The organism is Thermodesulfovibrio sp. Kuro-1, assembly GCF_006538445.1.
Taxonomy (GTDB): Bacteria; Nitrospirota; Thermodesulfovibrionia; order Thermodesulfovibrionales; family Thermodesulfovibrionaceae; genus Thermodesulfovibrio; species Thermodesulfovibrio yellowstonii.
The window spans coordinates 1-14,775 of sequence record NZ_BJKS01000001.1; the positions used below are offsets into that span (position 1 = coordinate 1).

13 protein-coding genes and 1 tRNA gene are annotated in these 14,775 nt (G+C 33.3%); 1 reads left to right on the forward strand and 13 read right to left on the reverse strand.

Features of this window, described 5'->3' with window-relative positions; translation table 11 throughout:
• Positions 1–113: 113 nt before the first annotated feature.
• From fusA to FLY87_RS00060, 11 genes are all read right to left on the reverse strand, one after another.
• The gene (gene fusA, locus FLY87_RS00005; protein ID WP_028842805.1) at positions 114–2,198 is read right to left on the reverse strand and encodes an elongation factor G; all 2,085 of its coding nucleotides are present in this window, start codon (positions 2,196–2,198) and stop codon (positions 114–116) included.
• A gap of 13 nt (positions 2,199–2,211) precedes the next feature.
• The gene (rpsG, locus tag FLY87_RS00010) at positions 2,212–2,682 is read right to left on the reverse strand and encodes a 30S ribosomal protein S7 (protein WP_012545233.1); all 471 of its coding nucleotides are present in this window, start codon (positions 2,680–2,682) and stop codon (positions 2,212–2,214) included.
• 13 nt (positions 2,683–2,695) lie between these two features.
• Positions 2,696–3,067, reverse strand: coding sequence for a 30S ribosomal protein S12 (gene rpsL, locus FLY87_RS00015; RefSeq protein WP_012545079.1), 372 nt, complete (start codon positions 3,065–3,067; stop codon positions 2,696–2,698).
• Positions 3,068–3,290: 223 nt separating this feature from the next.
• Positions 3,291–3,968 carry a zinc dependent phospholipase C family protein gene (locus FLY87_RS00020; protein ID WP_028842806.1) on the reverse strand — a complete coding sequence of 226 codons (678 nt, stop codon included), beginning with the start codon at positions 3,966–3,968 and terminating at the stop codon, positions 3,291–3,293.
• A 2-nt stretch (positions 3,969–3,970) separates the two neighbouring features.
• Entirely contained in the window at positions 3,971–4,534 is a 564-nt protein-coding gene (gene pth, locus FLY87_RS00025) for an aminoacyl-tRNA hydrolase (protein WP_012545410.1), read from the reverse strand.
• A gap of 8 nt (positions 4,535–4,542) precedes the next feature.
• On the reverse strand, positions 4,543–5,187 hold the full coding sequence (locus tag FLY87_RS00030) for a 50S ribosomal protein L25 (RefSeq protein ID WP_012546254.1): 645 nt from the start codon (positions 5,185–5,187) through the stop codon (positions 4,543–4,545).
• Positions 5,188–5,201: 14 nt separating this feature from the next.
• Positions 5,202–6,146 carry a ribose-phosphate pyrophosphokinase gene (locus tag FLY87_RS00035; RefSeq protein WP_141266044.1) on the reverse strand — a complete coding sequence of 315 codons (945 nt, stop codon included), beginning with the start codon at positions 6,144–6,146 and terminating at the stop codon, positions 5,202–5,204.
• 48 nt (positions 6,147–6,194) lie between these two features.
• Positions 6,195–6,266: transfer RNA gene (locus FLY87_RS00040), tRNA-Gln, on the reverse strand.
• A gap of 27 nt (positions 6,267–6,293) precedes the next feature.
• Positions 6,294–7,151: a 4-(cytidine 5'-diphospho)-2-C-methyl-D-erythritol kinase gene (gene ispE, locus FLY87_RS00045; protein ID WP_141266045.1), complete on the reverse strand. Its 858-nt coding sequence runs from the start codon at positions 7,149–7,151 to the stop codon at positions 6,294–6,296.
• Positions 7,151–8,821 carry a tetratricopeptide repeat protein gene (locus tag FLY87_RS00050; RefSeq protein WP_181405949.1) on the reverse strand — a complete coding sequence of 557 codons (1,671 nt, stop codon included), beginning with the start codon at positions 8,819–8,821 and terminating at the stop codon, positions 7,151–7,153. The genes ispE and FLY87_RS00050 overlap by 1 nt, the downstream gene beginning before the upstream one ends.
• A 430-nt stretch (positions 8,822–9,251) precedes the next feature.
• Complete coding sequence (locus tag FLY87_RS00060; protein ID WP_028842810.1) at positions 9,252–9,794, reverse strand: ferredoxin domain-containing protein; 543 nt, start codon at positions 9,792–9,794, stop codon at positions 9,252–9,254.
• Between the two features lie 58 nt (positions 9,795–9,852).
• Between FLY87_RS00060 and uvrA the strand changes: the two genes are divergently transcribed.
• The gene (gene uvrA, locus FLY87_RS00065; protein ID WP_141266046.1) at positions 9,853–12,600 is read left to right on the forward strand and encodes an excinuclease ABC subunit UvrA; all 2,748 of its coding nucleotides are present in this window, start codon (positions 9,853–9,855) and stop codon (positions 12,598–12,600) included.
• Here uvrA and FLY87_RS00070 read toward each other — a convergent pair.
• Together FLY87_RS00070 and FLY87_RS00075 are read right to left on the reverse strand one after the other, a co-directional pair.
• A complete protein-coding gene (locus tag FLY87_RS00070; RefSeq protein WP_012546631.1) occupies positions 12,589–13,707 on the reverse strand; it encodes a Vms1/Ankzf1 family peptidyl-tRNA hydrolase in 1,119 nt (372 codons plus the stop codon). The genes uvrA and FLY87_RS00070 overlap by 12 nt on opposite strands.
• Complete coding sequence (locus FLY87_RS00075; RefSeq protein ID WP_012546360.1) at positions 13,700–14,773, reverse strand: AI-2E family transporter; 1,074 nt, start codon at positions 14,771–14,773, stop codon at positions 13,700–13,702. The genes FLY87_RS00070 and FLY87_RS00075 overlap by 8 nt, the downstream gene beginning before the upstream one ends.
• Positions 14,774–14,775 lie beyond the last annotated feature (2 nt).

A 14,775-nucleotide genomic window follows, 5' to 3' on the forward strand; every position in this document is an offset into this window, starting at 1 on the left:
GCGTGGTCTTGCCATGATCAATATGCCCTATCGTCCCTACATTTACATGCGGCTTCTTCCTCTCAAATTTTGCCTTTCCCATTATCTTCCTCCTTAAAATTCTCCTTAAACTTTTATTTATTATTTCCTTTTATCTTAGCAATTATCTGCTCTGTAAGATTCTTGGGGACCTCGTCATAATGTGAAAACTGCATTGTGTATGTACCTCTACCCTGCGTTTTTGATCTTAAATCAGTCGCATATCCGAACATTTCTGCTAATGGAACCATTGCCCTAATAACTTGGGCTTTTCCTCTTTTTTCCATAGACTGAATCTTTCCACGTCTTGAATTTATGTCTCCTATTACCTCACCCATATAATCTTCAGGAACAACAACCTCAACGTCCATAATTGGTTCCAGCAAAACAATTTCACCTTTTTTACAAGCATCTTTAAATGCCATTGAAGCAGCGATTTTGAATGCAAGTTCTGAAGAATCAACCTCATGATATGAACCATCAAAAAGTGTTACTCTAACATCAACCACAGGATATCCAGCAAGAACTCCTCCTTCCATTGCTTCAACAATTCCTTTTTCAACAGCTGGAATAAACTCCCTTGGAATGGTTCCTCCAACAATTTTATTTACAAATTCAAAACCCTTGCCTCTCTCTAATGGCTCTATCTCAATCCAGACATGTCCATACTGACCACGTCCACCTGTCTGTCTGATAAACTTACCTTCTGCTTTGGCGGGCAGTTTAATTGTTTCTTTATAAGCAACCTGTGGTTTGCCAACATTTGCTCCAACTTTAAACTCTCTTGTAAGCCTATCAACAATTATCTCAAGATGCAGTTCTCCCATTCCTGAAATAATTGTCTGTCCAGTCTCTTCATTAAAACTCACTCTAAAAGAAGGGTCTTCCTGAGAAATTTTTTGCAATGAAAGAGATAATTTTTCCTGATCAGCTTTTGTTTTAGGTTCTATAGCAACAGAGATAACAGGCTCAGGAAATTCTATAGCCTCAAGAACAACAGGATTACTCTCATCGCAAAGAGTATCTCCAGTTAAAGTATTTTTCAAACCTACAATCGCAGCAATATCTCCTGCGCAAATTTCTTTTATTTCTTCTCTACGGTTTGAATGCATTCTAAAAATTCTTGCGACTCTTTCTTTTATATTTCTTGTAGAATTATATACATAACTACCAGATGTTAAAACACCAGAGTAGACCCTTACATAGGTAAGACTACCCATGTATGGATCTGCCATAATTTTAAATGCTAAAGCTGTCAATGGCTCATCTACTGAAGGCTTCCTTTCTACCTCGGTCCCATCTAAAGGATTCACTCCTCTTACAGGAGGAACATCAAGAGGAGAAGGCAAATAATAGACAATAGCATCAAGAAGCATCTGAACCCCTTTGTTTTTAAATGCGGAACCACAGAGAATAGGAGTAATCTTCATTTCCACCGTACCTTTTCTTATCGCAGCCCTTATTTCATCAGATGAAATAGGTTCACCAGAAAGATATTTTTCCATAATCCTGTCATCTATATCACAAAGCGTCTCTATCATTTTGTCTCTATATTTTTTTGCCTCTTCAATATATTCAGAAGGAATTTCATCTTCTACAAATTTAGCTCCAAGAGTTTCATCATCAAAATAATAAGCTTTCATTTCAACTAAATCTATAGGACCTCTGAATGTATCTTCTTTACCTATCGGAATCTGAACAGCAACAGGATTTGCACCGAGTTTTTCTATCATGCTTTCTACAGACATGAAAAAATCTGCTCCTATTTTATCCATCTTGTTCATAAAGGCTATTCTTGGCACCTTATATTTGTCTGCCTGTCTCCATACAGTTTCACTCTGAGGCTCAACTCCTGCTGAGGCATCAAATACAGCAATAGCACCATCAAGAACTCTTAAAGATCTCTCAACTTCAATTGTAAAGTCAACATGTCCTGGAGTATCTATTATATTAATTTTATGTTCCTTCCACATACAGCTTGTAGATGCCGCAGTTATTGTTATACCACGTTCCTGTTCCTGAGGCATCCAGTCCATTACCGCTGTGCCTTCATGGACCTCGCCTATTTTATATGTAACGCCGGTATAATACAGAATTCGCTCAGTAGTTGTTGTTTTACCAGCATCAATATGCGCCATAATACCAATATTTCTCGTTTTTTCAAGTGGGAATCTTTCCATATACTCCTCTAAATTACCACCTATAATGAGCAAATGCCCTATTGGCTTCTGCCATCTTGTGGGTTTCTTCTCTCTTTTTTATTGAAGAACCTACATTATTGTAGGCATCTAATATTTCGCCAGCAAGCCTTTCTTTCATAGTTTTTTCTTTTCGCTGTCTGGCATATGTTGTAAGCCATCTCAAAGCAAGACTTAATCTTCTATTAGGTCTTACCTCCATTGGAACCTGATATGTAGCACCTCCGACTCTACGAGGCCTTACTTCAAGAACAGGCTTAATATTTTCAATTGCCTGCTTAAAGACCTTTAAAGGGTCCTGACCTGTTTTTTCTTTAATTATCTCAAATGCACCATAACATATTTTCTCACTAATGGATTTCTTTCCATCTTCCATAATCACATTTATTAATTTTGATACAAGTTTACTCTGATATTTTGGATCAGGCAAAACTTCTCTTTTTGGTACATAACCTCTTCTTGGCATCTTATACTCCTACTTATTTTGGTCTTTTAGTGCCGTATTTTGAACGACTCTGTCTTCTATTATTAACGCCTGCACAATCTAAGGTTCCCCTTACAATATGATATCTAACACCTGGTAAATCCTTCACTCTTCCACCTCTTACAAGAACTATTGAATGCTCCTGTAAATTATGTCCTTCTCCAGGTATGTAAGCTATTACCTCAACTCCATTTGTAAGCCTAACTTTTGCAACCTTTCTTAAAGCTGAATTAGGCTTTTTAGGAGTTGTAGTGTATACTCTTACGCACACCCCTCTTTTTTGAGGACATGACTGCAAAGCAGGTGATTTTGTTTTCTTTTCAACCTTTTCCCTGCCTTTTTTTACTAATTGCGAAATTGTCGGCACCTTTTCACCTCATATAATATACTTAAATTTACTTTAACAAAGTTTTAACATTTGCAGACAAGACTTTTTAGTTTATCAAAAAATAAAAACTCTGTCAAGTAAATAAATAGCCTAAAAATTGAAATATGTAAAAAATAATTTAACTAATTTTCCTTTAAAAAAGCAACTGGAAAATATCTAATAAAAAATGAGCTGACACTTAAAAGTTTTTGAACAGTCTTATTTAATTGTTTGGAGGAAGATTAATTATTTTTGAATGCTCTGTATTATTTAATAATTCTATCATTGCAGATAAAGATTTAAAATGCAATGATTCAAATAATTCTACATTTTTCAACTCTCCAGTATTAAAGGCTGAAAGAAATATTAAAGATTTGTAAATTTTTGTGCTTGTTTTTAAAGACAAAAATGATTGTGCAACAGCTTGTTCAAAAAATTTTTCGCTTATCTTTTTAACTTTTTTATTGATGGACATAATTTGAATCCAGTAATATCTATCAATAACTCTGTCTGCTTTGAGCTCAAACAATGCATGTTGAAGAGTTGTCAAATTTTTAATATCATTATGAAGCACAGCATCAGCAGCTAAATGCGTTAAATATCCGTAGGCAAAGGATTTTTCCTCTGGTGTTTTTGCTTCATTAAGAAGACAAAGCCCTGTTTTCCATGAATGAGGATTTTTATCCTCTGGTAAATATTTTTTGCCAAATACAGTATCTGGAATAATATTACCGTACATAAAATATTCTTTATAAAGTTTGATTATTGTTAATACTCCTGCAGGAACTAATCCTGAAAAAGAAAATATTTGCCCTGAAAGATACGCATGAGTCAGTGGTCCCCATGCATAGGAATTTTCTGGAAATATAAAAATTATAAAAAACAACAAAAACCAGACCATCCTCACAACCTGTTATAAATATTCATGGCTTTATTCACACCTTCATTAATTATAACAACAATTGACTCTACTGCCTCAGAAATTTTTTCTTGAATTTTAGCTCTTTGTTCTGATGTAAATGGACTCAAAACATATTCTGAAACATCTTGATAAGGGTTTTTGCCAATTCCTATCTTTATTCTTATAAAATCTTTAGTTCCGAGACTATCAATGATTGACTGAACTCCTTTATGCCCTCCTGAAGAACCATTTTTCTTTATTTTTATCTTCCCTAAAGGCATGTCCACATCATCATGAATTACAATTAAAGATTCAGGCAAATTCTTCAGAATCTTTTCATTTACAACCTTTTTTACAGCAGTTCCACTTAAATTCATATATGTAGTCGGTTTTATAATAGTAATATCCTTATTTTCTAATCTCCACTCTGTGATATAGTAATCATTTTTTTCTTTAAATACCAATCCATATTTTCTTGCTAACTCATCAACAACCATGAAACCCACATTATGTCTTGTTTTTGCGTATTTTCTACCGGGATTGCCAAGTCCAACAATTACAATCATTCAGTTGTTTATTTTTCTTCCTCTTCTTCAGCTTTTTTACCTTTCTTTATAACTTCGGGTTCAACAGTTTCTTCTATAGAAGGAGCAACTTCTGCCTCCTCTTCTTCCACAGTCACTGTGGCAATAACCTCTTCAGGATTGGATATAACTTTTATTCCTTCTTCAAATTTAATGTCACTTACATGAACCGCATCTCCAACCTCTAAGTGAGAAACATCAACTTCAATATGACCAGGTATTTTCTCGGGAATTGCCTCAATTTCAATCTCTGAAATTCCGTGCTGAAGAACTCCTTTATCCTGTTTAACTCCTATAGGTTCACCAATAAGAACAACAGGAATGGTAACTCTAATTTTTTCAGTTGCGCTTACTTCCATAAAATCAACATGCAAAAGTTTTCCAGTTACTGGATCAACTTGATAATCCTGAAGTATTGCCTGTTTTTCTTGCCCATCCAGTTTAAGAGTGACAAATAATTTTTCCCTCGTAGCAATATTCATAAATGTGTAAAGTTCCTTTGTAGGTATCTGAACAGGAGTTGATTGTCCATTTTTATAAATCACGCAGGGTATAATTCCTTTACTTCTTAACTGTCTTGCAATACCTTTTCCTGTTCTTTCTCTTTTTTCTACATTTAGAATAAATTTTTCCATCCTACCTCTCCTCCTTATACAAATAATGAACTTATTGAAGTTTCTTCATGTATTCTTTTTATTGCTTCACCTAAAAGATGAGCAACAGTAAGAACTTTTATTTTTGGACATTTATCTTTTTTATCATAAACAGGAATTGTATCAGTAACTATAACTTCTTCAAGCACAGAATTATTAAGCCTTTCAATTGCTGGACCCGAAAGCACTGCATGAGTACATGCAGCAAATACTCTTTGCGCACCTTTTTCTTTCAAGGCATTTGCAGCCTGGACCAATGTTCCACCTGTATCAATCATATCATCAATTATTAGAGCATCTCTATCTTTAACTTCTCCAATAACATGCATTACCTTTGAAACATTTGGAGCATCTCGTCTTTTATCTATTATTGCAAGAGGTGCGTTAATTTTTTTAGCAAAAGCTCTTGCTCTTTCTGTTCCACCTGCATCAGGTGAAACAACAGTAATGTTGTTTAAAAGATTATTTTTCTTTAAATAATCTAAAATTACAGAAATAGCAAAAAGATGGTCAACAGGAATATCAAAAAATCCCTGAATTTGACCTGCGTGTAAATCAATAGATAAAACCCTGTTTGCTCCAGCAACTGTGATTAAGTTTGCAATTAACTTTGCTGATATAGGAACTCTGGGCTGAACTTTTCTATCCTGTCTTGCATATCCATAATAGGGAATAACAGCGGTAATTCTTCCAGCAGATGCTCTCTTTAATGCATCAATAATTAAAAGTAACTCCATAATATTGTGATTGACAGGAGTACAAGTAGGCTGTATAACAAATGCATCAGAGCCTCTAATATTCTCCTTGATCTGGACCATTATTTCACCATCGCTGAAAGTGCTAACCATGGTTTCAGTTAAAGGAATTTGCAAGTAATCACTAACCTTTTTTGCAAGCTCAGGATTTGCATTTCCTGTTATCAACTTGATACCATCAGGCATTCTCAACTCCTTAAAAATAAAATTACCCTCTTTCTGAGGGTTTCATTACTGGGGAGGCAGGATTCGAACCTGCGAATGGCGGATCCAAAATCCGCTGCCTTGCCACTTGGCGACTCCCCAAATTAAAATATTTCAATATTGTTCATCTCATTTCAAGGGTTCAACAAGGGTCTGAACCACCCTGCACCAGTATCCTTCAAAAAATTTTAAAGCTCTTTGAGCATCTGTTTTATTGTTAAATAAACCAAATACTGTAGAGCCACTCCCACTCAAAAGACTGCTTTTCGCTCCAGCTTCTATTAGTTTTCTTTTAATTTTATCTATTTCAGGATATTTCTCTAAAACAGATTTTTCTAAATCATTCCATAAATAAAAATTATCAACATCTCCGCTACAGAAATGATTATATAATTGCCAAATATTATTATTTATTTTTTCATATTCTGTTGTCAATTCAGTTTTTAAATCTAAAGTTTTATATGCCCATTCTGTAGAAATACTGAAATCAGGTTTAACTAATAAAAGTGTATAAGATTTTGAGATTTTTAGAGGTTTAACTACATCACCCCTTCCTTCAACAATACAGATTGGAAGATAAAAGAAAAAAGGTATATCACTGCCAATTGAAGCACCTATTTCATGTAATGTTTTTATATCCAGATTAAGTTGCCATAACTCATTTAAAGCTTTTAAAGTAGTAGCTGCATCAGAACTCCCTCCTCCAAGACCTGCTCCTAAGGGAATTTCTTTTTTAAGAATAACAGTTACTCCTTTTTTTATTCCCGTATAATTCTGCAAAGCTTTAATTGCTTTGTATACTAAATTGTTTTCTTTTTTTATAGGCAAATCCGTTTCAATTTCTATCTTCTGAGAAGATTTAAAAATCAGGGTATCATGCAAATCAATGGCTTGCATTAGTGAAATAATATCGTGATATCCATCGTCTCTTTTTTTTAGGACAGAGATTGCCCAGTTTATTTTTGCAAATGCCTTGCAGGTGAGCATTATTTTTTTATGAGTGATTGGACTTCCTTTATCTTTTTTTCCAATCTTTCTTTTAAACCCTCTTCTTTTTCATGATAGTTCATAGCTTCTTGCCATGTCTGTAAAGCCTCTTTATAATTACCAAGCTCTTTATATATATCTCCAAGATGTTCAAGAATAACAGGGTCATCTTTTACATATTTTATCGCTTCAAGAAGATATTGCAAAGCATTTTTTTTATCGCCAAGTTTGAAATAAACCCATCCAAGACTGTCAAGATAATATCCATTGTTTGGTTTTAATTGAACTGCTTTTTGTATCAGAGATAGTGCTTCTTTAAGATTAATACCTCTATCAGCATAACTATAACCAAGATAATTAAGAGCTTCCGCATGGTCAGGTTTTAAAGACAAAGTTTTTTTCATTAATTTTTCAGTTTCCTCAAACTTTCCAAGTTTATCAAACACAACTCCTGCTATAAAATTTACATCTGGATTTTCAGGAAACCTTGACAAAGCATTTTCAATATACTGTCTTGCCCGCTGATAATCTTTTAAATCCATAGCAGTCTCTGTAGCATAAATATAAATTTCAGGTACGTCACCAGCAAATTGAAGAATCTCATCGTATATATTTAAAGCCTCTATAAGTTTTTTCTGTTTTAAATAAACTGTAGCAAGATTCAGAAACGCATTAACCTGTTTTGGATTTATTGAAATAATCTGTTTTAACAAATGTTCTGCTTCGCTTAATTTTCCTGTTTCAATATAGATTAAAGATAGATAATACATAAGATTCAGATCTTTTGGATGTTTTGATAGAAGATATTTAAGCTCTTCAGTGGCTTTATCATACTGCTTTATTTGCAAATAAAGCAGTGCAAGTTTTTCATGAATCTGTTCTGACTCTGATTTTTGCTCTTTTAGTGTTTCAAGTTCTTTTATTGCTTCTTTATATGACTTCTGAGAAAGATACAGGTTTATTAAACGTTCTCTTGCAAAAAGATTTTCAGGATTTAGTTCTAATGCTTTCTTAAAATAAAGTTCTGCGTCTTTCAAGTTACCCGCGAGTTCTTCAACTGCTCCGAGATTTGTATATGCAGGTTCATAATCAGGATTAAGCTTAAGAATTGTCTTAAAACTTTCACGTGCTGATTTAAAATCCTTTTTTTCAATATAAATTATCCCAAGAAAATGCAGAGCCATTATGTTTTCTGAGTCTTCTTTCAGTATTCTTTTAAATGTTTCAATGGCTTTATCATACATACCTGAGATAAGATATAAATTTCCAATTTTTGAAAGTATTTCAATTTTATTTGGTGATTGCTGAAGAATCTTTTCATAAACTTCAATCGCTTCTTTAATTTTCTTTTCTTTTACATAAACAGAAGCGAGCACCTGTAAAGCATCTATATTTTCGGTATCTTCTTTTAATACATCAGTAATATAGTTTTTTGCTGTTTCCAGTTCATCAATTTTTAAATAAGTATCAGCTAAAATTATTTTTAGAAATTTTGATTGAGGATTTTCTTTTAATGCTTCTTTGTAAAAGACAATTGCTTTATTTAAATCTCCATTTATACTGGCATAATATCCAGCCATAAAATTAAAATAGACATTTTCTTCTTCAGCAGTTGCTGAAAAAGGCATAAAAAAAAATGAAATAAGAACAAACAATAAAATATAACGCATAAAATATTATGGCACACTCTGGAATAATAAAGAAAGGGGGAGAAATTCTCCCCCTTTTCAATTAGCAGGAACCTTTGCACTTACAGGTAGGCATTGGCTTCCCTGAAACTTTCTTAATCATGGTCAGCACCTCCCTTTCATAGGGATGTAAACCCCTTCATGAGGTTTTTTTAGAGCTTCATGCTCCAATTGAATTATATCAATTTTTTTACAAAAAATGAAGATTTTTTATAACAGTCATTCTGAGAGTGCGTCCTATGAAAAATGGAGGAGATTCCTCGGCTGCTTACGCAGCCTCGGAATGACAGGCATGGCAGGGAAAAGTTCAGATTCACAGATGAAGATAAATAAAAAAATTGTTCAATAAAACATTGAGGGAACTTTTTTATAACCCCTTGAAAATCAATAAACTGAAGAATTCAATTAGAACTTAAACAGGCTTTCTATCAAAGAAAATATTTTTACCCTTTACACTTAAAGGAATACCAAGTATTATTTGAGCATCCATAAGTCCAAGTTTTTTAGCAGTAGCACCTATAGAATACATTACCCTATTGTCAACTCCGAGTTCTTTGGCAACAGAAACCAGTGAACCTATTGCAATTCCTAAATCTATTGCTCTTATTGTGCATATAGGTCCTGAATATTCAACTTTAAATGTTTTTTGCTTAAGAATTGTATTACAGTCATAGCCACATGCTCCACAGTTTACTCCTGCAGGTTTTTTAAAATTAAGTCCAATAAGTATTACTGCTTCAGCATCCCTTACATTTTGAGCATCTCTTTTGAAAAATTTATGAGTTTCTTTTTGTCCAATTAATTCCATCTCCTGAGCAATTGCTTCTTTTTCTTCTTGGGATACAATTCCTGTAACAATTTCATCATCTCCCTTTGCTTTAGGTGCTGTCCTTGCTGAAATAAGCATTAATTTTGCGACAGTTTCAATTGCTTCTTTTTCTGGATTAAGCTTCATTATTACACCTCCTCAAACAATATTGATTTAATATTTTATCATACAGTTAGAATAAAAGATGCACAATAGCAGAAAAGAAGACTATCTCATAATAAAAGGAGCCAGACAAAATAACTTAAAGAATATAGACGTTATCATCCCTCACAACAAATTAACTGTAATAACTGGAATCTCTGGTTCTGGCAAATCATCCCTTGCTTTTGATACGATTTATGCTGAAGGACAGTGGCGATTTATTGAATGTATGTCAAGTTATGCAAGGGTTTTCATTGAAAAACTTCCAAGACCTGATGTTGATCTGATTGATAACTTAAGACCTACAATAGCACTTGAGCAGAGAAATCCGATTAAAGGCTCAAGGGCAACTGTTGGAACTCATACTGAAATTTATGATTATCTGAGAATAATTTTTTCAAAAGTAGCAAAACCTGTTTGTCCTAAATGTAACGAAGAAATAAAATCATGGAATTCCTCAAAACTTACCCAAGAACTTTTAGAAAAATATGCTGGTAAAAGAGCATTCATAGTATTTGAAACTGACGAATCTAAAGAAAAACTTATTCAACTTGGATTTTCAAGAGCTTTGATATTTGAAAATAACAATCCCATAGTAAAAGAACTCACAAAATCTGATGAAAAATTGAAAATGGTAATCGTTGATAGATTAGTCCTCAGCAATGCTTCAAGACTCAATGACTCACTTGAGATAGCATTCAGGATGGGTCAAGTAAAGATTTATATTGTTGAAGATGCTAATTTGCTTCACTTTTTTTCTGAACCAATATGTCCTTATTGCGGAATGAAAACCTCAGAACCCTCTCCTCTTCTTTTTTCATTCAATCATCCGCATGGAGCATGCCCTCAGTGTAAAGGATTTGGTTATCTCTTAAAATACGATGAAAGCATCATTGTTCCTGACAAAGAGCTTTCACTTGCTGAAGGAGCTATTGAGATATGGGAAAAACCAACACTTAAATGGTGGAAACAGCAACTTCTAAAAGGAGCAAAGCTTTCAGGTATAAATGTAAATATTCCTTATAGAATGCTGTCTCAAGAGCAAAAAAATCTCATCTTTACAGGAAATCAATATTTCTATGGAGTGAACGATTTTCTTGAAGAACTTGAAAAGAAGAGATATAAGGTTCATGTAAGAGTTTTCCTTTCAAGAATTAGGAAACCTGTTGTGTGTCCTCATTGTAAAGGCAAGCGACTTAAAGATACCGCACTGATGTTTAAAATAAATGGATTGGACATTGGAGATATAAATTTTATGTCCATAAGCCAACTAAAAGAATGGATTCAATCATTAAAGCTTTCTCAGGAAGAAGCAAAAATTTCAGAAGAACCTTTAAGGCAGATTTCTGAAAAACTTGAGTTTCTTGAAAGAGTAGGACTGAGTTACTTAACATTGGATAGGCAAATTAAAACTCTTTCTGGCGGTGAATATCAAAGGCTTAATATATCAAATCAGCTTTCAAATAGGCTTACAGCAACTCTTTATGTTCTTGATGAACCAACTGTAGGACTTCATCCAAAAGATACAGACAGAATTATTGCAGTTTTAAAGGATCTTACAGAGTATGGAAATACAGTTGTAGTGGTTGAGCATGATAAAGATGTAATCAAAAATGCAGACTGGTTAATTGAACTTGGACCTGGGGGTGGTAGTCTTGGAGGCGAAGTGGTTTATTCTGGAGAATTAAAAAAGTTTTTAAATCTTGATACTGTTACGGCTAATTACCTGAAAAAATCTGAATGCCTTGCAATTAAAAATTATAAAAATTTATTTAAAAATTTCATCACTTTGAAAAATGCTCATGGACACAACCTTAAAAATATAACAGTTCATTTTCCAATGAATGCCCTTACAGTAGTAACAGGAATTTCTGGTTCTGGCAAAAGTTCACTTGTAGTTGATACGTTTTATAAAGCGGTGGCAAATCAGCTCGGAATAGATACTCAAAAAGCTCTTGCTTTTGAAGACATTGAAGGTGTAAAAAATATTAAAGCAATAAAACTCATTGATCAGTCTCCTATTGGAAGAACACCAAAATCCATGCCCGTTACATATCTTGGACTTTATGGTAAGATTAGGGATATTTTTGCCTCTCAAAAAGAAGCTAAACTAAGAGGATTTTCTTCAGGAGCTTTTTCTGTAAACAGTCCACAGGGTTATTGCCCTCAGTGTAAGGGAGAAGGTTATATAAGAGTTCAGATGTTTTTTTTTGAGGACCTTTTTTTGCCCTGTGAAGACTGTGAAGGCAAAAGATTTAGGAAAGAAGTGCTGGAAGTAAAATATAAAGATAAAAACATACATGAAGTTCTGTCAATGAGTTTTGATGAAGCTTATGAATTCTTTTATGAGGATAACATTTTAAGAGAAAAAATAAATCTTATCAGAGAATTAGGTCTTGGTTATCTCAGATTAGGGCAGCCTGCAACAACTCTTTCTGGAGGAGAAGCACAGAGAATTAAAATCTGTGAAGAAATTCTTAGTTCTATCACAGGAAAAAAATCAACTCTTAAAGGGGTTGTTTATATACTTGATGAACCTACTGTTGGACTACACTATGAAGATATTAAAAAATTTCTTAACATCGTAAAAAGATTGCTTGATAAATCAGCAACAGTAATCATAATTGAACATAATCTTCAGGTAATTTCAGAGGCTCAGTGGATAATTGACCTTGGACCTGAAGGTGGAGATAAAGGAGGCCACCTTCTTTATGAAGGCGACCTCACTGAATTTTTAAAACTTGAAAACTCCTATACTGCTAAATATTTACGAGAATATTTAAAATCTTAAAAAAGCTCCTATACCACCATATTCAAGAAGTCTTTGTCTGTCTTTTTCATCTTTTATAACTTCAACTAAAGCAGACTGCTCAATTGCCATCTCTGTAGCTTTTTCTACAAGGTTATCGTTTTTCATAACACAACCTCCACATTCCATGCAGCATTCAACATTTTGAGTTGTTGCAAATCCACAATTCTGACAGATAAAACCTTCTACTATGTAATTTTTTGCGATAACGAGTTTCATAACTCTTCTATCTCTCAGATATTTAAATACATCATCAATTCCCATAACTGCATTATTATTTTTCAATGACCTTGTAATAAGCTCAGAAACTGTTTCTTTTTCTTTAGACCTTTCATATTCTTCAACGATTGGAATTACTTTTTCTAAAACCTCTTCTTTTGAAGCATATTTTTCAATGTTTGCTCTTCCCACTATTTTGAGCTTTATTTCATCATTGAGTATATTCATTAATTCAGAAATCGCCTCGTCAGGTCCTGCAACAATAAGTCTTCTGATATTTTTATCCTTAAGAAAGCTATCAAACTTATCAACTGCATCCTTTAGATGCATCTTTACATGATAATCAATATGTCTTTCATATCTTTTTTCTGCAAGAGCAAACCATCCACCTTTTTTGTGCTTTCCCGGGACATCTTCATGTTGAACCATTCCGTATTCCTCAATATCACCCAGAAAAACTAAAAATACTCTGGCTGCGCGTTTATCAACAAGAAGAACGCCATATTTCTGATAATTATCAAGTAAATCAAAAAGAGGGCTTGTACAAGGAGTTCTATCAACAACTAAATCATCCTTAAGCTCTACATTTAAATCATATCTTATCCAAAGGTTTTTAGCCGTGCAACTGTAAATAACAATAGATTTTTTAAAAGATTCTCTTTCACTTTGTAAAAAAGCTTCCATCTTGCCAAGATCATCTTTGCAAGCATTCTGAATATTTTCTGGTAAACTCTTTACAAGATTTTTAAACTTTGATAAGTAAGCCTGTTTTTTCCTTTCATTTGGAGAAACATTAAGAAAAAGGCTTACAACATAAGCATCGTTAAAATTAAATTTTTCAAGTTTTTCTAAATCCTTCCTTTCAAACATTTTCACTACCTCCTATAAAGTTCTTTAAAATTTCTAAGAATGAGACAAAAAGGCTAAAAACAAGAGGTCCAATTATAAAACCAATAAGTCCAAAAATTTTAATTCCACCAAGAACAGAAAGAAATATAAATATAAGGGGCAATTTAACTTTGCCTTTTATAATTAGAGGCTTCAAAACATTATCAATAAGGCTTATTATAAATGCTCCTACCATTGCAAGAATCAACCCCTTTATAATTAATCCCTTAGCCAGTAAATAAATAGAAGCCGGTCCCCATACAGCAAAAGCTCCTAAAACAGGTATGAAGGACGCAACCGCAGTTGCAAAGCCCCAGAGTGTTGATGAAGGCATATCAAGAAAATAAAAAGTTATTCCAAGAATTGTTCCCTGAAGCATGGCTATCAAAATACCACCATAAAAAGTTGTATAAATTATATTTCTAATTTGATTTCTGATAGAAGTTTTATCAACTTCCGCGAAAGGCAAGAATTCTTCAATTTTTTTTACAAAATGATGTCCATCTTTCAGAAAGAAAAAAGCAATAAAAAAAGTCAGTATCAAATTAAGAAAAAGGCTCAGTATATCACCAAATCCATGAGCAATTCTAAGTGCCCCTTCTTTCAATAATCCGCTGAGTTCATTTTTAATTATAATCTCAAGTGATGCAATGTCACCTCCTGTAATAAAACTTAATTTCTCAAGAATTTTTGAAAGTAATGGGTGAGACATTATTTCATTTATAAGCTCAGGAAGATTAACGCCTTTTATGAGTTCTCCTGCTTCAAGAATGATCTGATAAGAAACATAGACAAAGGGGAAAAGAAAAAGAACTATTACTAAAATTATCGTTACTACAGCTGTAAGTCCTCTGTATTTTAGAAATTTTTTTAAATAATCAAAAACAGGATGAAACACTAAAGCAATCACTATAGCCCACCCTGCAGAAGCAAAAAAAGATTTAAGTATTTGATAATTAAGATAACCCAGAATGCCAATAAAAAGTAGTAAAATCCAGATGTAAAAGCTTCTTTCAAGAGAAATTCTATATTTTTTGGATGGACTCATAT

Excerpts from the sequence above, each read along its gene's own strand:
- FLY87_RS00060 (WP_028842810.1), bottom strand. The coding sequence starts at position 9,794 with ATGAAGCTTAATCCAGAAAAAGAAGCAATTGAAACTGTCGCAAAATTA.
- uvrA (WP_141266046.1), top strand. The coding sequence starts at position 9,853 with ATGCACAATAGCAGAAAAGAAGACTATCTCATAATAAAAGGAGCCAGA.
- fusA (WP_028842805.1), bottom strand. The coding sequence starts at position 2,198 with ATGGAAAGATTCCCACTTGAAAAAACGAGAAATATTGGTATTATGGCG.
- FLY87_RS00020 (WP_028842806.1), bottom strand. The coding sequence starts at position 3,968 with ATGGTCTGGTTTTTGTTGTTTTTTATAATTTTTATATTTCCAGAAAAT.
- FLY87_RS00075 (WP_012546360.1), bottom strand. The coding sequence starts at position 14,773 with ATGAGTCCATCCAAAAAATATAGAATTTCTCTTGAAAGAAGCTTTTAC.
- pth (WP_012545410.1), bottom strand. The coding sequence starts at position 4,534 with ATGATTGTAATTGTTGGACTTGGCAATCCCGGTAGAAAATACGCAAAA.
- FLY87_RS00050 (WP_181405949.1), bottom strand. The coding sequence starts at position 8,821 with ATGCGTTATATTTTATTGTTTGTTCTTATTTCATTTTTTTTTATGCCT.
- FLY87_RS00070 (WP_012546631.1), bottom strand. The coding sequence starts at position 13,707 with ATGTTTGAAAGGAAGGATTTAGAAAAACTTGAAAAATTTAATTTTAAC.
- ispE (WP_141266045.1), bottom strand. The coding sequence starts at position 7,151 with ATGCTCACCTGCAAGGCATTTGCAAAAATAAACTGGGCAATCTCTGTC.
- rpsG (WP_012545233.1), bottom strand. The coding sequence starts at position 2,682 with ATGCCAAGAAGAGGTTATGTACCAAAAAGAGAAGTTTTGCCTGATCCA.
- FLY87_RS00035 (WP_141266044.1), bottom strand. The coding sequence starts at position 6,146 with ATGCCTGATGGTATCAAGTTGATAACAGGAAATGCAAATCCTGAGCTT.
- FLY87_RS00030 (WP_012546254.1), bottom strand. The coding sequence starts at position 5,187 with ATGGAAAAATTTATTCTAAATGTAGAAAAAAGAGAAAGAACAGGAAAA.